Annotated in this window: 15 protein-coding genes and 1 pseudogene; 11 read left to right on the forward strand and 5 right to left on the reverse strand. The window is 72.0% G+C overall.

Going from position 1 to position 23072, the window contains the following annotated elements; all coding sequences use genetic code 11:
* Nucleotides 1–247 precede the first annotated feature (247 nt).
* Together AAHZ94_RS07525 and AAHZ94_RS07535 are read right to left on the reverse strand one after the other, a co-directional pair.
* Nucleotides 248–1168 (reverse strand): annotated as a pseudogene (locus AAHZ94_RS07525) (AAA family ATPase); the annotation flags it as partial.
* A gap of 290 nt (nt 1169–1458) precedes the next feature.
* Complete coding sequence (locus AAHZ94_RS07535; RefSeq protein WP_349991567.1) at nt 1459–2304, reverse strand: thioesterase family protein; 846 nt, start codon at nt 2302–2304, stop codon at nt 1459–1461.
* A gap of 1223 nt (nt 2305–3527) precedes the next feature.
* On the opposite strand from AAHZ94_RS07535, the gene AAHZ94_RS07540 reads away from it, so the two are divergent.
* Complete coding sequence (locus AAHZ94_RS07540; protein ID WP_349991568.1) at nt 3528–5621, forward strand: AAA family ATPase; 2094 nt, start codon at nt 3528–3530, stop codon at nt 5619–5621.
* 439 nt (nt 5622–6060) lie between these two features.
* On the opposite strand, the gene AAHZ94_RS07545 is transcribed toward AAHZ94_RS07540, so the two are convergent.
* Nucleotides 6061–6741, reverse strand: a complete 681-nt coding sequence (locus tag AAHZ94_RS07545; RefSeq protein ID WP_349991583.1) for a helix-turn-helix transcriptional regulator — start codon at nt 6739–6741, stop codon at nt 6061–6063.
* Nucleotides 6742–8564: 1823 nt separating this feature from the next.
* On the opposite strand from AAHZ94_RS07545, the gene AAHZ94_RS07550 reads away from it, so the two are divergent.
* The 5 genes from AAHZ94_RS07550 to AAHZ94_RS07570 all read left to right on the forward strand — a co-directional run bounded on the left by AAHZ94_RS07550 (nt 8565) and on the right by AAHZ94_RS07570 (nt 15017).
* A complete protein-coding gene (locus AAHZ94_RS07550) occupies nt 8565–9182 on the forward strand; it encodes an HAD family acid phosphatase (protein WP_349991569.1) in 618 nt (205 codons plus the stop codon).
* A gap of 600 nt (nt 9183–9782) precedes the next feature.
* A complete protein-coding gene (locus AAHZ94_RS07555) occupies nt 9783–10496 on the forward strand; it encodes a hypothetical protein (protein ID WP_349991570.1) in 714 nt (237 codons plus the stop codon).
* Between the two features lie 124 nt (nt 10497–10620).
* Nucleotides 10621–10773: a hypothetical protein gene (locus tag AAHZ94_RS07560; RefSeq protein ID WP_349991571.1), complete on the forward strand. Its 153-nt coding sequence runs from the start codon at nt 10621–10623 to the stop codon at nt 10771–10773.
* A 411-nt stretch (nt 10774–11184) separates the two neighbouring features.
* Nucleotides 11185–12153: an ATP-binding cassette domain-containing protein gene (locus tag AAHZ94_RS07565; protein WP_349991572.1), complete on the forward strand. Its 969-nt coding sequence runs from the start codon at nt 11185–11187 to the stop codon at nt 12151–12153.
* Nucleotides 12154–12464: 311 nt separating this feature from the next.
* Nucleotides 12465–15017, forward strand: coding sequence for a non-ribosomal peptide synthetase (locus AAHZ94_RS07570; protein ID WP_349991573.1), 2553 nt, complete (start codon nt 12465–12467; stop codon nt 15015–15017).
* 225 nt (nt 15018–15242) lie between these two features.
* Here AAHZ94_RS07570 and AAHZ94_RS07575 read toward each other — a convergent pair whose 3' ends face one another.
* Together AAHZ94_RS07575 and AAHZ94_RS07580 are read right to left on the reverse strand one after the other, a co-directional pair.
* Complete coding sequence (locus AAHZ94_RS07575; RefSeq protein ID WP_349991575.1) at nt 15243–16187, reverse strand: TauD/TfdA family dioxygenase; 945 nt, start codon at nt 16185–16187, stop codon at nt 15243–15245.
* Between the two features lie 214 nt (nt 16188–16401).
* Nucleotides 16402–17232, reverse strand: coding sequence for an ABC transporter permease (locus tag AAHZ94_RS07580; protein ID WP_349991576.1), 831 nt, complete (start codon nt 17230–17232; stop codon nt 16402–16404).
* A 474-nt stretch (nt 17233–17706) separates the two neighbouring features.
* Here AAHZ94_RS07580 and AAHZ94_RS07585 point away from each other — a divergent pair, with 474 nt between their 5' ends.
* From AAHZ94_RS07585 to AAHZ94_RS07605, 5 genes are all read left to right on the forward strand, one after another.
* On the forward strand, nt 17707–19488 hold the full coding sequence (locus tag AAHZ94_RS07585) for a fatty acyl-AMP ligase (protein ID WP_349991577.1): 1782 nt from the start codon (nt 17707–17709) through the stop codon (nt 19486–19488).
* Nucleotides 19488–21353, forward strand: coding sequence for an acyl-CoA dehydrogenase family protein (locus tag AAHZ94_RS07590; protein WP_349991578.1), 1866 nt, complete (start codon nt 19488–19490; stop codon nt 21351–21353). Before AAHZ94_RS07585 ends, AAHZ94_RS07590 begins: the two co-directional genes overlap by 1 nt.
* Nucleotides 21350–22333, forward strand: a complete 984-nt coding sequence (locus tag AAHZ94_RS07595) for a hypothetical protein (RefSeq protein WP_349991579.1) — start codon at nt 21350–21352, stop codon at nt 22331–22333. The genes AAHZ94_RS07590 and AAHZ94_RS07595 overlap by 4 nt, the downstream gene beginning before the upstream one ends.
* Before the next feature lie 40 nt (nt 22334–22373).
* A complete protein-coding gene (locus AAHZ94_RS07600) occupies nt 22374–22646 on the forward strand; it encodes an acyl carrier protein (RefSeq protein ID WP_349991581.1) in 273 nt (90 codons plus the stop codon).
* Between the two features lie 69 nt (nt 22647–22715).
* The gene (locus AAHZ94_RS07605) at nt 22716–23012 is read left to right on the forward strand and encodes a condensation domain-containing protein (protein ID WP_349991582.1); all 297 of its coding nucleotides are present in this window, start codon (nt 22716–22718) and stop codon (nt 23010–23012) included.
* Nucleotides 23013–23072 lie beyond the last annotated feature (60 nt).

Genomic DNA, 23072 nt, shown 5'->3' on the forward strand with positions numbered 1-23072 from the left:
GCACCCACCGCCGGCCCGGACCCCGACCGCGCGCACCGGGCCCGCCACCCTGTGGCCGACCCCGCGCGCCAGGCTCACGGGCCCGGCCGCGAAGGGCCTGACGCCACGAGTCGGCCCCCGCTCAGCCGGCCCGGCGAACCCCGGCTCACGTATCCGCCCGGCGCTTCCGCTTCGCGAACCCAGCCGGCCCACCCGGCCCCGCGAACCGATCGCGCTCGCACCACAGCCCCGGCCGACCGGCCCCCGCTCAGCCGAACGGCGGGTCCTTGCGGTGTCGGTCGGTCGGGCCCCGCCCGGACAACACCTCGCCGTACGCCTGCATCAGGTCCGGCAGCCGCAAGGTGGCCAGGTCCTCGCGCTCCGGCGTGCCGCTCCAACCGGAGAGCCGCAGGTCGCGGTAGGCGCAGCTCTTCTCGTACAGAGTGCGGAGGAAGCGGCCGTTGCCGAGCTCGTCGATCCAGCCCTGGTCCACCACGTGGCCGCTGATGCTGCGCAACTCCTCCACGGCCTCCTCGTCCCACCGGTCGCCGTTCTCGGCCGCCAGCACCTCGCCGATGGCGGTCAGCTCCGGCGGCCGGTAGCTCGGGAAGTCCACCCGGGTGGTGAAGCGGGAGCCGAGCCCGGGGTTGGCCGCGAGCAGCCGGTCCATGCCCTCCGGATAGCCGGCGAGGATGACCACCAGCCGGTCCCGGTTGTCCTCGGCGCGCTTGAGCAGCACCTGGAGCGCCTCGTCGCCGTACGCGTCGCCCTTGGAGTAGCCGGAGTTGGAGAGGCTGTACGCCTCGTCCACGAAGAGCACCCCGCCCAGCGCCGAGTCGATCAGCTCGTTGGCCTTGACCGCGGTCTGCCCCAGGTACTCGCCGACCAGATCGGCCCGGCCGGCCTCCACCAGGTGGTCGCCGCCGAGCAGCCCGAGCGCGTAGAAGACCCGGCCCAGGATGCGGGCCACGGTGGTCTTGCCGGTGCCGGACGGGCCCGAGAAGACGAAGTGGCGCTTGGGCGGTTGGACCGGCAGGCCCTGCCCGGTGCGCAGCCGGGCCATCCGTAACTGCGCGGAGAGCGCCCGCACCTGACGCTTGACCGGCTCAAGGCCGACCATCCGGTCCAGTTCCTTCAGGGCGTCGGCGAGCAGCGCGGGGTCGGCCGGGCCCGGCGGGGGGGGGGGGGGGGCCCCGGGCGCCCCCCCGCCCCCCCGCCGGCGGGGTCTACTGCGAGGACTGTGACATCGCCCAACCCTGGGCCGGTGACACTCCGCTGACCAGCGGTGTCGCCGCGCACGCCACGGACGCCGAGCAGGCGGCGCGGCTGTGGGACCTGTCGGCCGAGCTGACGGGCGTCAATGCGTTGGCCGCGGCAGGCTGAGGGGCCTCGTACACAGCCGCCGAGCGGTCGGCACGATGGGGCCGCTCAACCGTCAATTGTGCTGTCTAGTAAGCGAGTTGAGCGTGCGGTGGAAGCTTAGGTGGGAGCTGCGAACTGGCGGGACTGGACGACCAGGGTGCCTTCCGAGTCCCAGACCTCCGCGTCCTCGATGACGCTCTGGTCGCTGCCGATCCGGGTGCTGGTGCTGACCTGGAGCCAACCCGGGGCCGGCTTCGCCCGGATGTGTGCGGTCAACTGCACCATCGGCAGCCAGCCAGCCTGCCCGAAGTCGAACGAGATGGGTGGCAGCGAGGCGATGGCCACCAGCAGCAGCATCGGGTCGGGCGGCTGACCGTCGGTGAGCCGTACCCAACCGTCGAACCTGCCGGAGCGCGCCGGGCTGTCGAAGAGCCAGCCGACACAAGCGGGCGAGAGCCGGACGTCGAGCCCGGCCACCATGTCCAGGCGCTCCACCAGACGCGCCGGGGTGTTCTGACGGCCGACGCAGGCGTCGGGGGCGGGGATGCGCGGTGGGGTGGTGCCGGCGTCGACCGGACGGTCGTCGAACTTGCCGTGCGTGATGAGGGCGCGCATCCGCTCCGTGTACTGCCCGTCCCTGGTGCACTGCGAAAGGGACGCCTGTCCGGTGGTGATCCGGCTGCCGCTGCGCAGCAACTCCGCGCGCACCGTGACCGGGCCCGGCTGTGCGGTCGACAGAAAACAGGCACTGAGGACGCTGGGAAAGAATTTGTCGGTCTCGATGTGCATCGTACGGGCCGCCGCACGAGCCGCCATCGTCAGCAGAATGCTGCCCGTGAGCCGGCCGTCCGATTTCCACTCCGGGCGCAGCCGGCCATCGAAAACATGGGGGGACGTGCCACGCCGCACTACGGCGGTGGCCGTCGCAAAGTCCGTGTTTTCGCACCCATCGGTTGCCTGCACGCGGTGATGTTATGCGCCCGCCACGGTGGATTCCTTGGAATGAGCAGGAGTTGATCACTTTCCGAGCAGTTCTCGCGGTCTGGTGCCCCACCGTCCCGTGCCCCGTACCACCCCGCCGCCCGTGGCGCGGCCCGGGCGCGGCCGTGCCCAGGTCGTGCCCGGCGGTGGCGGCGGCCGTGGTGCTCCGGGCACCGGCCAAGGCGCCCGCGCCCCTGCCACCCGTCCCGGGCGCGCCCCGCCCGACAACCCGCGCGCCGGCCGGCGTACGGGCGTGACCGGCGGGTACGCGGCGATCGCGAGCGACCCGCGGGCTCCCACCGTGCCCGGGCCCAGGACCGCGTCCGTGGTGGTCGCGCCCCCTCGGTGCCGCAACGGAGGGCCGTACGCGGTGGGCGTGCGAGCCGTGGGCCGGGGGCGATGCCGGGGGCCGGTGGCGGGGCGCCGTCGCGTTCGGGCGGATCGCGGCGCTGACGGCGCTGAGAGTGGGTGATTATTGGCTGCTATGTCCCCTGATGCTGCCTCATATTTCCTGACCCGCTTCCATGCGGAGGAAAACAACAGGGAACAGATCGGCGAACTTGGCGGGAAATGGGCAACCCTCGAACGAGGAAAGCGCGGTGGCGGGCAAGTGGGCCGCCCCCGGTGCCCGAATGCGCCGTACCGCTGCCCATTCGGGCGCGCCCTCTGTGGTTCTGTCTGAAAAGCTGGCGGAAGGCCGGGAGAGCGGCGTGACCAGCGGACGCGGTGAGTCGGCAGGATCGAAAGGATTTGTGGAGACTTCTCGCCCACCCGCGTTGCCCCTGGTTTCGGTGGATGCCCCGGATAAAGTGAACAGTGTGCACGGAAAGGTAGGGACGGGCAGCTTTGCAGGGGACAAGGGGCACATCAGGCAGTGCCTTTAGGGAAAGGGGGGCCGATCCGGCCCCGACGCGCGGCAGCCGCCCGAAGTGGCGTGGGCTGACCACCCACCATGCCGCGCCGGTGCTTCGTAGCACCGTGAACGATGTTGATTACGGGGGGTTGCCGGCGGTTGACCGTCGTCGGCGCGGCCACGTGTGGAACCGGTGGACGGCGCGGAGCGCTGCCCGACGGGTCCTCCTGGCGCCCCACGCCCACTGTTGGCCGCGGTGATCCGGGGCCAGTCCGACGTCCACCGCTGCGACGACGGTTCACGTCGGACCCGAGGAGACCACTCCTGCGTGAGGGAAAGGAAGGGAGCGGCAATGTCGAAGGAGGACGTCGCGCTCCGGACCGGGGGAAGTTGTGCTTCGAGTCGAAGCACGGGTGGAGGCGGCCTGCTGGCGGATCGGCTGGCCTCGGCCCGTAAACACTACTTTGTCGGTCGGGAGCGCGAACTCGCCCTGTTCCGCAGTGCCTTGAACGACGCGCCCGGCGCGCCCACGGTTCTCGTGGTGCACGGGCCGGGCGGCATCGGGAAGAGCGCGCTGCTCCAGCGGTTCGCCGCCGACGCCTGTGCGGCGGGGCGCCCCGTCGTCAGCATCGACACGCGCACCATCGAACCGAGCCCCGCCGACTTCCAGCGCGCGGCCGTCGGCATCCTGGCCGTCGACCGGCCGGTGCTGCTGGTCGACAGCTTCGAGCGGTGCCGCGACCTGGAGCCGTGGTTGCGCGAGCGCTTCCTGCCCAGCCTGCCCGCCGGCGTGCTGGTGGTGATAGCCGGCCGACACGCGCCCGACCCGCTGTGGACGGCCGACCTCGGGTGGAACGACGTACTCCGGGTGGTGCAGCTCGGGGAACTCGACGCGGCCGAATCGGCGCTGCTGCTCGCCTCCCGCGGAGCCGCCCCCGACCGGCACGCCGGGCTGCTCGCCTTCGCTTCGGGCAACCCGCTGGCCCTGCGGCTGGCCGCCGAAGTGGCCGTGCACGACGGCGCCGACAACCTCGTCTGGACCCCGTGCAGGACCGTGGTGGAACAACTGTTGATGCGCCTGGTGGGCGAGCTGCCCTCGCCCGCCCACCGGCGCGCGCTCGAAGTGTGCAGCCACGTCCAGGACACCACCGAGGACCTGCTCAGGGTGGTCATGCCGGACGAGGACGTGGCCGAGCTGTTCTGCTGGCTGCGCCAACTGCCGTTCATGCGCTCCGGGCGGTACGGGGTCTACCCGCACGAGGTGGTCCGCGACTCGCTGGACAGCGACTTCCGCTGGCGCGACCCGGAACAGTACAAGAGCATGCACCGCGCGGTCCGGCTGCACCTGGTCGAACGCATCCGCAACGCCCCGGAGAAGGAGGCACTGCGGGCCACCAGCGCCTACAACTACATCATCGCCAGAGCCCCGTGGATCAGGCCGTTCCGCGGCAACCGCACCGAGGGCGGCGCGTACGAGGAGCCCCTGCGCCGCGATGAGTGGGCGGTGGTCACGGAGATGGCGCGCACCATGGAGGGCGAGGCGAGCGCCCGGGCCGTGGCGTACTGGCTCGACCACCAGCCCGAGGGGTTCCGTGTGCACCGCAGCTTCAGCACCGGTGAACTGCTCGGCTTCATGTGCTGGCTACGCATCGACGACGTCGACGACGGCATGCGCGAGGCGGACCCGGTGGCGGCCCAGGCATGGGAGGCCGTCTCCCGGATCGCCCCCGTACGCCACGGCGAGCACCTCGGCCTGGCCCGCTTCATGATCCACCCGGACGCCTACCACCGCCCGTCGCGCGCCTGGGACCTGGTGCACATGCGCTTCACGTACGAGCTGATGCGCACCGACCACTGCGCCTGGTCGTGCCTGGTGCACGGGGAGCCGGAGTTCTGGGAGCCGGTCATGGCCTACATGGACATGTTCCGGGCCGACGCCGGGCCGTGGAACCGCGCCGGTCACGCGCTGTACTGCCACGACTGGCGGGTGGACCGGGTGGACGAGTGGACCGAGGGCATCGCCGCCCGGCTGCTCAGCGGGCCACCGGTGGCAGCCGACGAACCACGGGCCAGGGACGGCGCGTTGACCCGCGAGGAGTCGGACGCCGCGGTACGGGACGCGCTGCGCTGCTGGCTCGACCCGGACGGGTTGGCCGCCAGCCCGCTGCTGCGGTTGCGACTGCTCCAGAGCCAGCCGGAGGTGGACCGGGTGGCGGGCCTCGGGGAGCTGCTGAGCAAGGCCGTCGAGCGGCTGGAGCGCAACCCGCGGACCCGGCACCTGCACACGGTGCTGATCATGACGTTCCACTCCTCCGCCACTCAGGAGGCGGTGGCCCGGGGCCTGAACATGGCGTTCAGCACCTACCGCAGGCATCTGGCCCGCGGCATCGACGAGGTGCGCGAGCGGCTGTGGCAGTGGGAGATGCAGGGGCACGTACCGGACTGAGCCTGGCCGGTCGGGCCTGCGCTCGGCCTGGCCCGGCTTGCCTGGTCTGGCTCGACGCGCGGGCGCGTGCCGCCTGTCTGCCCGTGTCACGGCCAAGCATTCGGTCATGGGGTGTGCCCGGTTGGCTGGTTGGGGCGCCCGCCTGCTGCCCGGTTGTCGGGTGGGTACGGGGCTGTGCCAGCCGGGTGGCAGCCAGGTGCGGGGCGGTCCGCGTGCCGGAGCCGGCGGCCGTCGTGGGGTACGGGTGGCTGGGTGGGGCCGGGTTGGTGGCCCCCACGGCTGCGGCTCCCGGCGGTCGCCCTCGTGGCTGCGGCTCCCGGCGGCCGGTCGAACGGCCTGCCGCCGGGCCCCTGCCTGGGCCTGTGGGTTGGGTTGGTCGTGCGGGTTGGTCAGGCCCGTCGGGTGGTGCAGAGGGTGGGTTGCGGGTGGGGCGGGTGACTCAGATGTAACCCTCGCGCAGCGCGTGCGCGACCGCGTGGGCGCGGTTGCGCAGATGCAGCCGGCTGGTCAGCGCCTGCATGACGTTCTTGATGGTGCGCTCGGAGTACGAGAGTTTGTCGGCGATCTCCTTGGTGTCGAAGCCGTCGGCCACCAGGCGGAGCACGTCCACCTCGCGCGGCGAGAGCCCACTGGTGGGCACGACGGTTGCACCGGGGCCCACCCGGGAAAGGGTGCCCACTTGGTTGAGCAGCCGGCCCAGCAGGTCGGCCGGCAGGTCACCGTCACCGCGCGAGGCCGCAAGGACCGCCTTGAACAGCCGAGCTGCCGTCGCCTCCCGCCGCCACACGACGGCGCCGACGCCACAGGAGATGAGCTCCATCAGGTCGGGTTCGCGGAGGTGGTGCACGACCAGGACCGAGCGCGTCCCGTCGGTGCGCACCAGCTTGCGCAGTCTGGCCAGGGTGGTGTCGTCGAGGCTGTCGGCGACGAAGACGGCGACCGTGTCTGGTCTGGCGGCGTCCGGCTCGACGAGTTCGAGCGCCGGGTGCGGGGCGAGGTGGTGCACCACGCCGGCGCTGGAGATGGGGTCGGCGGCGTAGACCGCGACCTGGATGCGTTCCTCGGTCGGGGAGGGAGTGGCGACGAGTATTGAGCTGAGCACAGTGGTGGTCCCCCACATCATGCCCGGAGTGGTGCGGTCGGAAAGGCTGTCCGTCACCCTCCGGGCACGAGGCGGTGCGGACGGGTCTGCGTGCGGCGTACGGGTGCCGCCCAGGGTGTCGCCGATCGTCGGCGACGTCTCCGAGTGGGACGCGGTGTCGATCCGAGGGTGGCGGCCCCCGGTGGACTGCCTCCCGTACATCGCACACTGCCTGCGGCGCAGGCCGGCACGACCCGCAGTATGCACCGGCCCTGACTCCTCATTCTGGGCTGGACCGGTCCCAACCACCAGCTCAGGAACTGCTCAACAACTACTCATCGAAGGGCCGGTTGTGACCGAGCAGCCATCGGTCGCGCCCCCGCCGACCAGGCAGTTCGCACCCGGGCGGACAGCGGACAGCGGGCAGCGGACGGCGGGCAGCGGACGGGGGTGACGGGTGACGGTGCGGTACGGCACGGGGTTGGCCGAGGCAGCCGGGAAGGGCGGCAGGGGAGGCGCGGCGGTTGGGGTGGCCGGAGTGGGCGGGGGCGCGGTGGCCGGGATGGCCGGAGTAATCGGGACCCGCGGCGGGTGTGGGGTGGCTGGGGCGGTCGGGTTGGCGTGGCAGCCGAGGTGGCCGGAGCGGGCGGGAGGGGCGGTGGCCGGAGTGGCTGGGAGGCGCTGCAGCCGGGGTGGCCGGAGTGGTCGGGAGGTGCGGCGGGTGTGGAGTGGCGCGTCCGTCCCGCGGCCCGCGCTCGCCGGGGCCGCCGTGGCGATGGCCGCCGCACGGGGTAGGCGCTGACCGGAGCCCCGCCCGCGGCGGCGGTCGCCCTGTCCGCTCCCACATCCAAGTGGGCTGTCTCGTGGCGCAAGTTGACCCATCGGGGCGCGGGCGCACTTCCGAGCGGCACCGTGCCGCGCCCGGGCCCGCAGAACCCTCGGTGTCCACTTCTGGCAGGTTGCTGACACGCTTTTGCGGGCCCGCCTGCCCACATCCGCGCAGCTCGGTGTTAGGACCCCCACGCCCTGTGACGCATATCACAGGGCGGGCATGAGGGTGCCGTGGCCGTCTCCCCGCCTTGACCGACCCGGTGCGGGCGCCATGCGGAAGGCGACGGGAGGTCAAATCCTCGTAGCGGGCGGATATCAGCGCCCGTTCGGGCATGGCGGTGCGCGAATTTTCGGCCCACTGGAGGCCCTTGTTCTGGCGGGATCGGGATCGGCACAGTGCAATTGAACTCCGCCCGGCTTCCTCGGGTGAGACACCTTCTGCATGGACCCGTCCCGGCGCCACTGGGGCGGACGGGAATGTGAGTCACGACCGGGTTGGTCCGCGGCGTTCTAGCACTTCTCAGCAGCCCACGGGGGAACGGCCTTGGAACGCACCCTGCGCGGTGGCCCATCTCGCCACCGCGCCCACCCGACCCAGGTACACCTCAGCGAAGACCACCCATCGACCTTTGATGCAGGGGCAGTTGACGGCCCCTGTGCACCGCAGCGCCCGGGCGACCCCGTGCTGCCGGGCGGGGCTATGGTCGGTGGGCGCCGACGGTGTGCCGGCCGGATGCCGCCGCGCTCCAGCGGCCTGGCGGGCAGCGCGCACGGGGTGTGCGGCCCGCAGTCGGTGGCCGGGTTGGTGGCCGGGCGCGAGTCCGGCGGGGAAGCGCGGCGCCCGGCGCCCGCGCGGACGCGGGCCGACCCACGGGTGGCACACCCACGCGGATCGGTGTGCGAGGGGTGTCACCCGGGTCCTTCCCCCATCTTCTCTTCGCCGTACGGCCATGGGTGTGTGTTGTTCATGGTTGTACGGCCCTGGTGCCGGAGCGCGGCCGTGGGCCGTGCCCGGATCGAATGGAGGCGTCATGAAAGCGGACCTGAAGAAGTTTCGGCTGGTGGCCGTCACCCTGGCGGTCGCCGCCCTGGGGCTGGCCGGTCCGGTCGAGGCGCAGGCCGTCTCGGCCCGCGCGGACGGTGCGAGCAAGGCTGCCGCGATCGACTACGCAACATGGCAGAACGATGTGCGCAAGGTGATAGACCAGGCGCGGCCCGGTATCGAGCAGCGCATTGCGAACAGTGGTGGGCAGAAGCAGGCCATCGTGCTCGACATTGACAACACCTCACTGGAGACGCACTTCCAGCTCTTCCCGCCGACCCCGGCCGTGAAGCCCGTTCTTGATCTTGCCAAGTATGCCCATGACCGCGGTGTCGGGATCTTTTTCATCACCGCACGCCCGGATCTCCTTGACCAGGTGACACGTGGGAATCTTGTGCATGTCGGCTATCCCATCACCGGTCTGTACCAGCGGCCCATCGGTGATGTCTTCGACAGTCCGGCGGCATTCAAGACGGCGAAGCGGATTCAGATCGAGTCCGACGGCTACACCATCATTGCCAACATAGGGAACAGTGCGACCGACTTCGCGGGCGGGCATGCGGAGCGTGACGTGAAGCTGCCCGACTACGACGGCCAGCTCTCCTGAGCGCGGCGGGCGCCGGCGGCCCCGCAGCCGTGGCCGTCGGTGTCCGCCCTGGTCAGCAAGGTGTTTTGAAAGGTGGCACAGTGCCGAAGAGCGGACCCTACGGTTTCCCGCAGCCCTCGCTTACGGTAATTCGCAGGCCAGACCCTGCGGTTTCCCGTAACGCATTCCACTCAAGAAGTATTTGACTTTTAACGTATCGCGTGGGTATTGTCGCGGTAATGCTGACTGGAGTGCCTGGCGATTGTGGCGGCAATCGAAGGTTCGAGCACTCCCCATCGTCGTCAGTGCAGGGCAGAGAAGGCTAACACGGCCCTCGTGCAATGTGTCGGTCGTGCGACCGTTCGACCGAATCAATTTCTTACTGAAATCTTTGCGCCATGGGTTTGTGCGGGGCCATGACATTACCTCGGCAGCGAGAATGTTACGGCCGGATGAATGGTCAAGTTCTTAGGGGGAGCTGTGCCAAGTACCTCTGTCAATCGTCTATCCATCGCCATGGATTCCACCGGAGGCCCAAGCGCCATCCTTCCTGGCGCGCTCGGCCACGGTGACACGGCGTTACCGAAGGCCAATCGTCTCTCCAGCGGGGAACTGGAGCGCATGCTCCTCGAAGCGCGCAGGCTGGTCGAGTCGGCCGTCGACCGACACCGCACCGAAGAGTGGCTGTTGACCGCCCTGGAGCCGAACGAGGGCACCGGCGCAGTGGAGCGCACCATCGACTCGGCGGAACGCTCGCTGTCCGTGGTGCTCTCCGGGTGCAGCGACGAGGAGATCGCCTGGCTCATCCCGCGGCTCGGCCGTGCCGTCGGCCGGGGTGTCGACGTCCGGCTGCTGGCCTGGGTGGGACTCCTGGAGAACCGCTCCTTCGTGGACCGGCTGGACAAGTACGCGCCGCGGGTCGACGTACGACTGGTCAGGGAACCGCTCCAGGAGACGGTGCTCGCGGACGGCACGCTGAGCGTGGCCTGGTCGCGGCCCGGCCCCTCCTCGCGCGAGACCGTCGTGGTGCGCGCCCCGGCCGTGCTGCGCAACCTGCGGACCCTCTTCCAGGTCGCCTGGAAGGGCAGCCCCACCCTGGCCGACCACCGTCGGCTGAGCGACCACATGCGGGGGGCCGTGGCCCGCCGGATACTGTTGGCCCTCAGTTCGGGCCGTACGGACGAGGTCGCGGCGCGCGACCTGAGCATGTCGGTGCGCACCTACCGCAGGTACGTCGCCGAAATCACCCGTGAACTCGGCGCCAACTCCCGCTTCCAGGCCGGCGCCAGAGCCGTGGAACTCGGCCTGCTGCCGGCCACCGTCGACGGGGCCTGACCGGACGCGCCCCACCCTCCCGGCGTACGCCACTGACCACGTCGCACGCCACGCAAGCCACTGCCGGCAGCACCCGGGGACACCCGACAGCAAGCAACGACGACCACGTACGGCCCTGCCGACGGTGCCGCGCACCACGACCACGTACGACCTCTGCCGACGGCGCCGGGCACCACGACCGGGTGCGGCGGCTGGCTACGACACCGCGTACGAGACCGCCTACGAGACCACGTACGACGCCACGCACAACGCCACGTACGACGGCGACGGCCGCTGACCACGGACGATCGCTGCGGGCGCTGACCACGGACGCGGCGCGGAGCGGGTAGACGCGGTGCACGGTGGCGGGCGCCGGTCGGGCGACCGCGGCCCCGCCGCCGCGGCGACCAGCCACAGCACACCGGCCCGGAGCCCACAGAGGTGAGCACACAGCCATGAGCCGGCGGCCGTAACCCACGAGCAATCAACCCGTAGCGGCAACCCACAGCAACCGTCACAGCACAACCATTGCGCGACCACAGCACAACCACTGCAACCCCCGTACGGACGGCAGCAGCGGCCAGCCACCGAGAGAGGTGGGCGCCTGCCGTCGCCCGGGCCCGGTGCCCCGCGTGCGAGCGCCCCGGGACCGACCGCCACCCCCCACTCCTTGTCTCACCCACCGCCCCTCTGTGAGGAATGACTTCCGGTGAACAGTGTGATGATCGAAGCCGTCGACGTCGGCCGGTCCTTCGGCGGCACCCAGGCCCTCGACGGCGTCAGCTTCCGCATCGGCCAGGGCGAAGTGCTCTGTCTGCTCGGCCACAACGGGGCGGGCAAGAGCACCCTGGTGAGCATCCTGGCCACCGCCCTGCTGCCCACCCGCGGCACCGCCCGGGTGGCCGGCTACGACGTGGTGCGCGAGGCGGGCGAGGTGCGTCGCCGCATCGGCCTGACCGGCCAGTTCGCGGCCGTGGACGAGAGCCTGACCGGCCGGGACAACCTGATCCTGGTGGCCCGGCTGCTCGGCGCCGGCCGCCAGCAAGCCCGGGCCAGGGCACAGGAGTTGCTGACCGCGTTCGCCCTGACGGACGCGGCCGACCGGGCCGCCGCCACCTACTCCGGCGGCATGCGCCGCCGACTCGACCTCGCCAGCAGCTTCGTGGGCCACCCCAGGGTGCTCTTCCTGGACGAGCCCACCACCGGGCTCGACCCGGTCAGCCGCAGCGGACTGTGGGACCAAGTCCGTGCCGCGGTGACCACCGGCACCACCGTGCTGTTGACCACCCAGTACCTCGAAGAGGCGGAACAACTCGCCGACCGCGTCATCGTGTTGGGCCACGGCAAGACCATCGCCGACGGCTCGGTGTCCGAGCTCAAGGCGCAACTCGGCGTCAGCACCGTACGCGCCACCCTGGCCGACCCGGCCGCCACGCCGCGGGCGAACGAGGCGCTGCGCAGGGCCGGACTGGAACCGCAGTCGGGCGAGCCCGCCGGGACCGTCGGCGTGCCGGTGCCCGAGTCGACGGCGCTGGCAGCCGTCGTGCGGGCGCTGGACGACGTGGGTGTGGCGATCACCGGCATCACCCTGTCCGAACCCACCCTGGACGACGTCTACATGGCGCTCGCCGAAGAACTGAGCGGCTCCCCGGGCCCCACCGGCGCCCCCGTGGCCTGAACGGGCCACACCCGACACCGACACTCACCCCCGCACCGGCCTCAGCCACGCCCGCCCGGGGCACACCCACACCCACGTTCGCACACACCCAGCGCGCACCCACCCGCGCCGCCCGCGCACGCACCACCGCGCCCACGGGCCGTGCCCCCGCGCGCACCGACGACGCTCAGACACCAGCGAGCCCCACGACACCAGCGCGCCACCGTCGGGGCAGGCCACCCGGCGCCCGGGTCGGGTCAGCCGCACCGGCCGCCGCGCACCGCACCGCTGACCACGATCGACACGGCGAAGCCCAGAAGGAGCCGAAGGGCATGAGAGACGACATAGCGAACCTGGCGTTCACCACGATTCCGCGCTGGAGCGCCCCAGGCGGCGCCGCGCCCCGCGCCGCGACCGGTACCGCTGCGGGCCCAGGGGCCCACGGCGTACGGCTGCACGCGGAGCTGACCGAGGAGTTGGAGCGCACCGCCCGCCGCCTCCGTACGGACCTGCCCGCCCTGCTGCGCGCCGCCCACGCCCGGGTGCTGGCCAGTCTCGCCGCCGAACGGCAGTTGCTCATCGGCCAGCTCTCGCCGGGCGCGCCGGACCGCCCCGAACTCCTTGAGCTGTACGTCGCCGACTCACCCTGGAACGAGCTGGTGGCGCACGCCGCCGCTGCCCGCGGCTTCGCCCGGCCGGCCGGGGCGCACCCGGAGGCGGTGCTCGACCTGTCCGGGGTGGAGTGGGGCGAGGACGCGCCGCAGGGCCGGCCGGCCCCCGCCCCCCGGCTCGACGGCGCGCTGTTGTGCGTGTCCTGGACGCGCGACGAAGCGGGGCTCGCGCTGCGCGTGCTCTACGACCGTGGCGCCTTCGACGGCGCGTACGCCGGTCGCGTGGTCGGCTACCACCTGTCCGCGCTGCGTCTGCTGGCCGCCGATCCGACCGCAGAGCACCATCGGCAGAGCCTGCTCTCGGACGCGGAGCTCAAGCAGCAGCTCGACCAACTCGCCGGACCCAGCGTGGAGTTGCCGGACCGTAGCTTCATCGAGCTGTTCGAGGAGCGGGCGCGCAGCACTCCCGATGCCCCCGCCGTCGTGCACCGCGCCACCCGGTGGACCTACCGGGAGCTCGACGAGCGCTCGCACCGGATCTCCCGCGCCCTGGTCGCGGCCGGCGTCCGCACCGAAGACGTGGTCGCCGTCGTCATGGACCGCAACCCGGACTGGATCGCCGCCGCCCTCGGCGTGTTCAAGGCCGGCGGCGTCTACCTGCCGGTGCGCCCCGACTTCCCGGCCGCCCGCGTCGCCACCCAACTGGAGCGCAGCGACTGCCACTTCGTGCTCACCGAGCCGGACAGCGAGGAACTGGTACGGGCGGCCTCCGCGGCGCTGACCACCGCCCCGAGCACGCTGTCCGTGCCGGCGATCGAGGCCGCCGGTGGCCCCGCCGAACCGCTGGCGCTGCCCGTCACCTTCGACCAGGCCGCGTACATCTACTTCACCTCCGGCTCGACCGGCACGCCCAAGGGCGCGCTGTGCGAGCACGGAGGGTTGCTCAACCACCTCTACGCCAAGATCGACGACACCGGTCTGGCGGCCGGGGCAGGGGAGGTCGTCACCCAGATCGCCTCCCAGTGCTTCGACATCTCGCTGTGGCAGTTCGCCGCCCCGCTGCTGGTCGGCGGCGCCGTGCAGATCGTGGACACGGCGACCCAACTCGACGTGACCGCCTTCGTGGACGAGCTGGTCGCCGGCGGCGTCACAGTGGCCCAGGTGGTCCCCTCCTACCTGGACGTCCTCCTGACCCACCTGGAGGCGCACCCGCGTCCGCTCGGCGCGCTGCGGGTGGTGTCGGTGACCGGCGAGGCGCTGAAGCTGGAGCTCGTCCAGCGCTGGTTCGCGGCCTACCCGGACATCAAGCTCGTCAACGCGTACGGATTGACCGAGGTGAGTGACGACACCCTGCACGAGGTGCTGGACCGGGTGCCGGAACGGGACTTCGTCAGCGTCGGCAGGCCGCTGCGGAACGTGCACACGTACGTGCTGGACGAGAACCTGCTGCCGGCCCCGCTCGGTTCGCCGGGTGAACTCGCGTTCGCTGGCGTGTGTGTGGGGCGCGGGTACGTCAACGACGAGGAGCGCACCCGGCAGGCGTTCGTGGCCGACCCGTTCCGGCCGGACACCCGGATGTACCGGACCGGCGACTTCGGCCGCTGGCTGCCCGAGGGGCGGATCGAGTTCTTGGGCCGCCGCGACGAGCAGGTGAAGATCCGCGGCTACCGGGTGGAGATCGGCGAGATCGAGAACAGGCTGCTCGGGGTCGCGGGTGTGCGGGAGGCGGCCGTCGTCATCGACGGCGGCGCCCGCCAACAGCGCAACCTGGTCGCCTGCTACGCGGGTGACGCGGAGCTGACCGCCGACGGGCTGCGCACCGCGCTCGCCGCCGCACTGCCCGACTACATGGTGCCGGCCGCCTTCCACCGGCTGGAGCGGCTGCCGCTGACCGAGAACGGGAAGGTCGACAAGAAGGCGCTGACCAAGCTGGCCGCGGCGGTCATCGCCGAGGCCGGCCCCTCGGACGCGCCGCACACCCCGGCCGAGCGCCGGCTCGCGGCCCTGTGGGCCGACGTCCTCGACCTGCCGCAGGAACGCATCGGCAGGCACGACGACTTCTTCGCCTTGGGTGGCACGTCGCTGGCCGGCGTCCGGCTGCTCATCGCCCTGGACCGGGCGCTCGGCCTGAAGGACCTGGCCGACCGGCCGACGCTGGCCGACTTCGCGGCAGCACTCGAAGCGACCGGCCACCCGGCCACCACCCGGCCCAGGGGGGACCGCGCCGCCGACCCGCTGGCCGAGGTGGAGGTGGCGGAGCCCGAGAGCGCGTAACCCTGCCGGCTCCGACGCACCGCCGGGGGAGTGGGGCGAGACCGCGCCCCCGGCGGTGCGCTCGGGGCGGCTCCCTCACCGGCTACCCACCTGACACGAGAAGGGGCGCACCCGAACGAGCGGGTGCGCCCCTGTGCGCGTGGCGGGTCTGCGGCGGTACGGATGCGGGTGTGGGTGCGGGTTTGGAGTGGGTCCGGGCCCATCGTACGGAACGTGGCTAAGTGTTCACTGGGCGAACGAGCCGCCGAGGCCCACGATGATCTCGCGCTCTCCCCGGTAGGGCTCCCGGCTGTGCGCCACCCGTACGTTGTCCACCACCAGCAGATCGCCGCGCTGCCAGGGTTCGCGAACGGTGTGGCGCTCGTACACCTCGTTGATGAGGTCCACGGTCGCCGGCTCCAGCGCGGTGCCGTCGCCGTACCGGGTGTCGAACGGCAGCGCGTCGGGTCCGAACTCGCTGATGAGGAACTCGCGCACGTCGGGAGCGAGCGTCCAGCCGTTGAGGAACGCGATCTGGTTGAACCAGCAGCGCTCGCCGGTGTCGGGGTGGCGCACCACCGCCGGGCACTGCTGGGTCGTGTGCAGCCCGCCGTCCTCGCTCCACCGCGTGGCGATGCCGCGCGCCACGCAGTACTCCTCCACCTGCGCCCGCTCGGCCACCCCGAAGGCGTCCTGCCAACTGAGCCCGACGAAGGGGTTGTAGTGCCGCTGCAACTGCCAGCCGACCCGCTCGAAGCGGGCGACGAGTTCGGCCGGCAGGTCCGCCAGTACGGCCCGGGCATCGGCCAGCGCGGTCACCCCACCGCGGCGGGGCGGCGTGCAACAGGCGAAGGCCAGCACCCGGGGCGCCTCGGCCGCGTAGCTCAGCTCGTGGTGCATGCACATGGGTTGGTCGGCGGGCCACTGGGAGGAGGAGTAGACGCCCGGCGCGTACTGCTCCCGCGGCGCGAACCCCTCGCGTTCGACCAACCCGGTGCCGATGACCTCGCGTACGGCGGCGACCGCCGACCCGCGGTCCGCCAGCGGCAGCCCGCGGACGAGCACCGCGCCGTGCTCCGCCACCAGGGCGTCGATCTCCGCGCGGTGTCCCGCGACCCAGGCCGCGGCGTCCTCGGGCGCATCGGTTGCGGCGTCCAGGCGGGCCAGGGTGTGGGGTTGCAAGTCGACCATGGGTGTCTCCGTTTCGCGTCGTTGAGGTGGCAGGCAGGCAGGCAGACAGGCAGCCGGGCGAGGCCGGGCCGGGGCAGGCAGGGCGGGGGCCGGTCCTGACGGCGGTCCCGTGGGCGTCGGTCCTCCTCCGGTACTCACCCACCAGCGCCCACCAGCACTCAACCCACCACCACCCACGAACAACCCCGCGGCTGCGACTGCCCGCCCGGGGCGACTAGCGCGCGGGGCGTTGGAACGCCCAGACCGCCAGCGTCGAGCCACACAGCGCGACCAGCGCACTGGTGCCGAGCGCCGACCACACCTGGGCCCCCAGCGGCTGGTCGAGCGTGAGCGCACGGGCCGCGTCCATCGCGTACGTGAGCGGGTTGACCGTGGCCAGCACCTGGAGCCAGCCCGGCAGCCGCTCCACCGGGACGAAGGCGCTGGAGGCGAACATCAGCGGGAAGGTGATCAGATAGCTGGCGCTCTGCATCGCCTCGGCGCTGCGCAGCCAGGCCGCGAGCGCCAGGAAGATCCACATCATGGCCCAGACGACCACACAGGTCAGCAGCAGCGCCGCGAACATGCCGAGCAGGCCGCCGTCCGGGTCGGTGTCCAGGAACAGGTTCGCGACCACCAGCAGGATCACCAGTTGTACGGCGGTGCGCAGCAGGTCGGCCAGGCTACGGGCGAACAACAGGAGCGGGGCCTGGATCGGCAGCGTGCGCAGCCGGGACACCACCCCGTTGTCCATGTCGCGCACCAGCCCGATGCCCGAGGCGATGGCCGGCCCGATGCCGGTGGTCACCAGCAGCGCCGGCAACAGGTAGTCGAGATAGGCCACCCCCTCGGGCAACTGCCTGCGGTTGACGATGCTCCCGAACACCTCGCTGAACAGCAGCAGGATGAAGACGGGTTGCAACAGGCTGAGGAACAAAGCCCTGCGGTGCGCGAAGTGGGCCCGTACGGAACGGCCGGTGAGGATCAGCAACTGGGTCGCGGGGCTGCTGCCCTGCCAGGGCTGCACGGGGCGGTCGACGTCGGCTAGCGGTGCTGCGCTGGTCATGAATTCCTCCGATTCACGGGCCCGGCGCGGGTCTTCGCGCATCGGTGCCCCGGCCGTCAGATGCCGGCCAGACGAATCCACGACGCCTGGCCCATTTCCTTGGGTCGCCGGTCGGAATGAATTCGGGAAAAGGTTTTGGCAAGCAGATCTCGTGCGCGACGTGACCGCAGTCGACGGGGCCGGCGCGCGACCTCGGGGAAATGTGGGGAAGTGCTGAGCGATAAAGGTGGCCGGGCTTCGATGCTACTGCCGGAGCGCTGCCACAGCGGCGTATCCGATGACCGCTACTGGACGGTCCGCCCTGGAACTATCGGGCTGTATGGGCGGTTTGGCCTCAATGTCGTGGTGTGGTTTGGGGGTCAGTGCAATTTGCTGTCAGTCGCTTCCCTGCCCGCTCGGGCCCCGGTACAAAAAACCAGAGCGCCTTCTCGACAGGCGCCATCAATTCGTGATCACGAAGGGCAGGCCCCGGTTATGACGGGAATAGTCACCGCCCCCAGCGTCAGCGCACTGATCCGCAGCCACGCAGAAAGCAAGCCAGCGAAGAACGCTGCGGCATTCGTCACCGACCCGGGACGCGAGGACGGCACGCAGTGGCTGACCCGCGGTGAACTCGACCGCCGGGCCAGGGCCATCGCGCTGCGGCTGGCGGCCCACACCGCGCCCGGCGACCGGGCCCTGCTCCTCTACCCGGCCGGGCTCACCTTCCTGACCGCCTTCTTCGGCTGTCTGTACGCGGGCGTGGTCGCCGTGCCCTCCTCGCTGCCCGGCCGCTACCACCACGAGCGGCACCGGGTCGGCCGCATCGCCGCCGACGCGGGCATCGCCACCGTCCTCACCGACGCCGCGACCGAGCCCGACATCCGGGCATGGACCATCGAGGCGGACCTGACCGACCTGCCCCTGCTGGTCACCGACGACGGCGCCGACCCGGACCCGGCCGCGTGGACCATGCCGCCGACCGACCACGAAACCCTCGCCGTCCTCCAGTACACCTCCGGGTCAACGGGCGACCCCAAGGGCGTCATGATCAGCCACGGCAACATCCTTCACAACAGCGCCCACCTGGTGCACCGGCTCGAACTGGACGAGGACGCCCCGGTCGGCGGCTGGATACCGCACTTCCACGACATGGGCCTGATGGGCTCCATCCTCCCGCCGCTGCTGGTCGGCTCGGCCACCGTCCTGATGAGCCCCAGCACCTTCCTCAAACGCCCCCACCTGTGGCTGCACATGATCGACCGGTTCGACCTGCGCGCATCGGCCGCCCCCGACTTCGCGTACGACCTGTGCAGCCGGCGCGTCACCGAGGCCCAGAGCCAGGGCCTGGACCTGTCCCGCTGGCGGCACGCCATCGACGGCTCGGAGCCCGTACGCGCCGCCGTACTCGACCGCTTCCACCGCCGCTTCGCCGACCACGGGCTGCGCGCCGACGCCCCCACCCCCTGCTACGGCATGGCCGAGACCACCCTGTTCGTCTCCGGCGCCGTCGGCGCCGCACCCCGGGTGGCACAGGTGGCCGCCGACCAACTCGCCCGCCACACCTTCCGCCCCGCACGGCCCGGCGAACCCCACCGCACCCTGGTGAGCTGCGGCCCGCCCACCGGCGCCGACCTGCGCATCGTCGACCCGCACGACCACCAGGTGCTCCCCGACGGAGGCGTGGGGGAGATCTGGGTGCGCGGCCCCGTCGTCGGCCACGGCTACTGGAACCGGGAGGCGACCAACCCGGCCGAGTTCCACGCCACGACCGCCGACGGCGACGGCGGCTACCTGCGCACCGGCGACCTCGGCACCCTCTTCGACGGCGAGCTCTACATCACCGGCCGCCTCAAGGACGTCCTCATCCTCCGCGGACGCAACCTCTACCCCGGCGACATCGAGGACGAGCTGCGCACCCAGTTCCCCGCCCTCGCCGGCCTGGTCGGCGCCTGCTTCACGGTGCCCGCCGACGAACCCGACGGCGTGGACGCACTCGTCGTCACCCACGAGGTGCGCGGCGTCCGCGAAGTGGAGCAACTTGCCGAACTCGCCGCGGAGATGCGGCTGATGGTCGCCCGCGAGTTCGGCGCCCCCGTCGGTGGCCTGCTGCTGCTACGGCCGGGCAGCGTGCGCCGGACCACCAGCGGCAAGGTGCAGCGCTCCGCAATGCGCGAACTCTTCCGCACCGGAGCGCTGGAACCCAGCTTCGCCGACTACCCCGAGGCCCGGCTGCGCCCCGCGCTCCCGGCCACCGCAAGCCGGGGGGCCGCCTGATGACCACCGCCCCGCCCCGACCCGGCCAAGGTGCCGCACCCGCCGTCGACCGACTCACCGCACTCCTCGACGGCCTCACCGCAGACGAGCAACCCTACGCGCCACACCGGCTCGCCGAACTCGACCTGGCCGGCGCCTTTCCCGCGGCACCCTGCCACGTGCTGGACGTGTTCGGGCTGCGCCAGTACTACGTCCCCGCCGAACACGGCGGCGCACTGGACGACTTCACCGTCGTCATGCGCCTGCTGCGCGCCGTCTCCCGACACGACCTGACGGTCGCCGCCTCGCACGGCAAGACCTACCTCGGCGCCGTGCCCACCTGGATCGGCGGAACCCCGGAGGCCGCCCGCAGCCTGGGGCGCCGGGTGCTCGCCGGCCAACTCGTCTCCTGCGCACTGACCGAACGCGAGCACGGCAGCGACCTGCTCGGCGGCGAGGTGGTCGCCACCCGCACTCCGTCCGGCGGCTGGCGGCTGACCGGCGAGAAGTGGCTGATCAACAGCGCCACGCGGGCCGACCTGGTCACCGTCCTGGCCCGTACGGACCCCGCCGGTGGCCCGCGCGGCTTCAGCCTCTTCCTCGTCGACAAGGCACGACTGGCCCCGGACGCCTACGCCTGCCTGCCCAAGGTCGCCACCTACGGCATCCGCGGCGCCGACATCAGCGGCATCAGCTTCGACGGCACACCACTGCCGGGCGAGGCGCTGATCGGTGAGGTGGGCCAGGGCATCGAAACCATCGTCAAGGCCCTGCACCTGACCCGCACCGGCTGCGCCGCCATGTCACTGGGTGCCGGCGACCAGGCCCTGCGGCTGGCCGCGACCTTCGCCACCCGCCCGTCCGACGCCGGCCGGCAGCTCTTTGAACTCCCGGAGATACGCAGGGAGTTCGGCAGGGCCGCGGCCGAACTCCTACTCGCCGACGCCACCACCCTGGTCGCCATGCGCTCCGTCCACGCCCTGACCCACGAGATGAGCGTCGTCTCGGCCGTCGCCAAGGGGTACGTACCCACCCAGGTCGACGGCATCATCGCCCGCCTGCTGCACCTGCTCAGCCCGTACGGCCTGCTCGGCCCCGACGACCCGCACGGCCGCTTCGCCAAGCTGGAGCGCGACCACCGCATCATCGGCATCTTCGACGGCAGCAGCCTGGTCAACCGCAACGCCCTGATCGAGCAGTTCCCGCGGATCGCCCGCGGCTACCGCAAGGGTCGTTGGGACGCGGCCGGCCTGGCCGAGGCCACCTGCATCGACCTCCCCTTGCGGCCCTTCAGTGGCGACGAACTGAACCTCGTCTCACCCACCGGCTCGTCACTGGTCGCCAGCCTGCCGGTGGCCGTGGCCGACCTGCGCGAACGGGCCGCCGACGGCCGAGCATCGACCCGCCTGGCCGACCTGGCCGGACGGCTGCTCGCGGCCACCGACCGGCTGCACGCGGAACTCGCCGAGGTCAGGTTCCCACCCAGGGCCGTCCCCGACACGGCCTTCGCACTCGCCGAACGCTTCGAGCTCACCTTCGCCGCCACCGCCGCCCTGCACCTGTGGCTGAACGCCAGGGCCCCCCACACACCCAGCCATGCCGCGCCCACCCACGACACACCCACCCGGCACCTGCCCACCCAAGCCGCGCCCGCCGACGGTACGACTCCGCAGGTCACCGGCGTAGGCCCGGAGCCGGACGCCGAAACCTGGCTGCACGGCTGCCTGCTCGCCGCCCTCATCGACCTCGGCGAACCGGTCGAACAGGCCGAGCACACCATCTTCGACACCCTCGCCGACGCCACCGTGCGGCGCGCCCCCGAAGGCTGGCCCACCCTCATCGACCACCTGGCGCCCGCCCACCCCAGGGAGGCGACCACCGCATGAACCCGGCCCGAACCACCGACGCCACTCCCGCGCCCACACCGACCGGCACCGCGCCCATACCCACCCCGGCCGTCCGGGCGCGCACCGATCACCCCGATCACCTCGACCCCGCCACGGCCCTGGAACACCACCTGGGTGACCCGTACGACGACACCAACCCGTACGGCTTCCGGGCCCTGGTCGCCGCGCGGGAGGCGGGCCGGCCACTGACCGGTGAGCCCTTCGCCCACCACGTGCCGCACGCGCAGGACCGGGCCGCGCTGCCCGCACTGCGCGCCCTCTACCGCAGGTCACCCGGGCTGGCCGGGGCCGCGGCCGACCAGGCGCGGGCCACCGCGGCCCTGCGCAGCGGCGCGGCCGTCGGCACCCTGGACTCCGGGCTCCGACTCACCCTGCGCCACCTGCGGGCCCGCGCACTGTACGGGGCGCCCGCCGTGGACATCCCGCAACTCCGCGCCGTACTCGCCGGCGCCTTCGCCGACCTCCTGCTGTGCGACGCCCTCACCACCCCGGCCGCGGACGGCGACGACCCGGACACCGCACGGTCCCGGGCCGTCCAGGCCCTGGTGTCACGCGCACTCCAAGGCGCCATGGACCGCCTCTCGATGCTCCTCGGCTCCCGCTTCTACCTCAGGGAAGGCGCTCACGCCGGGTTCCCCCTGCTGCTGCGCGAACTGCAACACGAACTCTTCGCCGCCCGCAGCCACCAGCCGAGTACCGAAGACCGGCACCCCGCCCCGCCGCCCACCCTCAGCGCGGCCGAACCCCTCACCAGTGCGCAGACCACCGACTTGTGCGATCCCGCCTGGCTGGCCGCCGCGCCCGCCCGCGCCCTGACCACCGACGTACGCCGCCTCACCCAACCGACGGGCGCGGTCCAAGCCCAGTTGTACGCGGACCTCGTACGCCGCTACGAGACCGGCCACTCCTTCGACCTGGCCGACCGCCCCGTACCCGACCGCCCGCACCGCGCCCACTGACCCACCCGCCGAAGGACATCCATCGAAGGAGAGTCCCACCGTGTTGGAACCCACCATCGACACCCACAGCGCCGACAGCCTCCGCACCTGGCTGATCGAAAGCGTCGCCACCCACCTCCAGCGCCCCGCCGAGACCATCGACACCACGGCCAGGCTGTCCGACTACGGACTGGACTCGCTCTATGTGCTGGCCGTCGCCGGAGAGTTGGAGGACCACCTCGACGTCTCCCTCGACCCCACCCTGATGTGGGACAACCCGACGATAGACGGCCTCAGCGAGGCACTGGCCAAGGAACTCGCCACCCTCGCCTGACCCGGCACCGCCTCCGGACGGCCGCGCCCGTAGCCCGCCACCCCGCACGACCGAGAGGACCGCCCCGCCATGTCCGACGCAGCTCCCATGCTCCGTCCGGTGTCCGCCGCCCAACTGGGCATCTGGGTCGCCCAGCAGCTCCAGCCGGACAGCCCGCTGTACAACTGCGGCTCCTACCTGGAGATCGCCGGCCCGATCGACGCGGAACTCCTCGCGGAGGCGGTACGGCGGGCCGTCGCGGAGACCGAGGCGCTGCGGTCCTCCTTCACCGAGGCCGGCGACGACCCCGACGGCGAGCCGGGGGCGGCGGCCCGCGCCGCGGGCGCGTATACACAACAGACGCGGCCGCCGCTACTCCGTGTGTAGATCTCGGTGGTCGCCGGATGATTAAAAAAAAAAGGGGGGGGGGGGGGGGGGGGGGGGGGG

The organism is Streptomyces sp. HSW2009, assembly GCF_040240285.1.
In the GTDB taxonomy this organism is placed as follows: Bacteria; Actinomycetota; Actinomycetes; order Streptomycetales; family Streptomycetaceae; genus Streptomyces.

Excerpts from the sequence above, each read along its gene's own strand:
- AAHZ94_RS07555 (WP_349991570.1), top strand. The coding sequence starts at position 9,783 with ATGCTCCTCGAAGCGCGCAGGCTGGTCGAGTCGGCCGTCGACCGACAC.
- AAHZ94_RS07605 (WP_349991582.1), top strand. The coding sequence starts at position 22,716 with ATGTCCGACGCAGCTCCCATGCTCCGTCCGGTGTCCGCCGCCCAACTG.
- AAHZ94_RS07580 (WP_349991576.1), bottom strand. The coding sequence starts at position 17,232 with ATGACCAGCGCAGCACCGCTAGCCGACGTCGACCGCCCCGTGCAGCCC.
- AAHZ94_RS07550 (WP_349991569.1), top strand. The coding sequence starts at position 8,565 with ATGAAAGCGGACCTGAAGAAGTTTCGGCTGGTGGCCGTCACCCTGGCG.
- AAHZ94_RS07540 (WP_349991568.1), top strand. The coding sequence starts at position 3,528 with ATGTCGAAGGAGGACGTCGCGCTCCGGACCGGGGGAAGTTGTGCTTCG.
- AAHZ94_RS07545 (WP_349991583.1), bottom strand. The coding sequence starts at position 6,741 with ATGTGGGGGACCACCACTGTGCTCAGCTCAATACTCGTCGCCACTCCC.
- AAHZ94_RS07595 (WP_349991579.1), top strand. The coding sequence starts at position 21,350 with ATGAACCCGGCCCGAACCACCGACGCCACTCCCGCGCCCACACCGACC.
- AAHZ94_RS07570 (WP_349991573.1), top strand. The coding sequence starts at position 12,465 with ATGAGAGACGACATAGCGAACCTGGCGTTCACCACGATTCCGCGCTGG.
- AAHZ94_RS07585 (WP_349991577.1), top strand. The coding sequence starts at position 17,707 with ATGACGGGAATAGTCACCGCCCCCAGCGTCAGCGCACTGATCCGCAGC.
- AAHZ94_RS07590 (WP_349991578.1), top strand. The coding sequence starts at position 19,488 with ATGACCACCGCCCCGCCCCGACCCGGCCAAGGTGCCGCACCCGCCGTC.
- AAHZ94_RS07575 (WP_349991575.1), bottom strand. The coding sequence starts at position 16,187 with ATGGTCGACTTGCAACCCCACACCCTGGCCCGCCTGGACGCCGCAACC.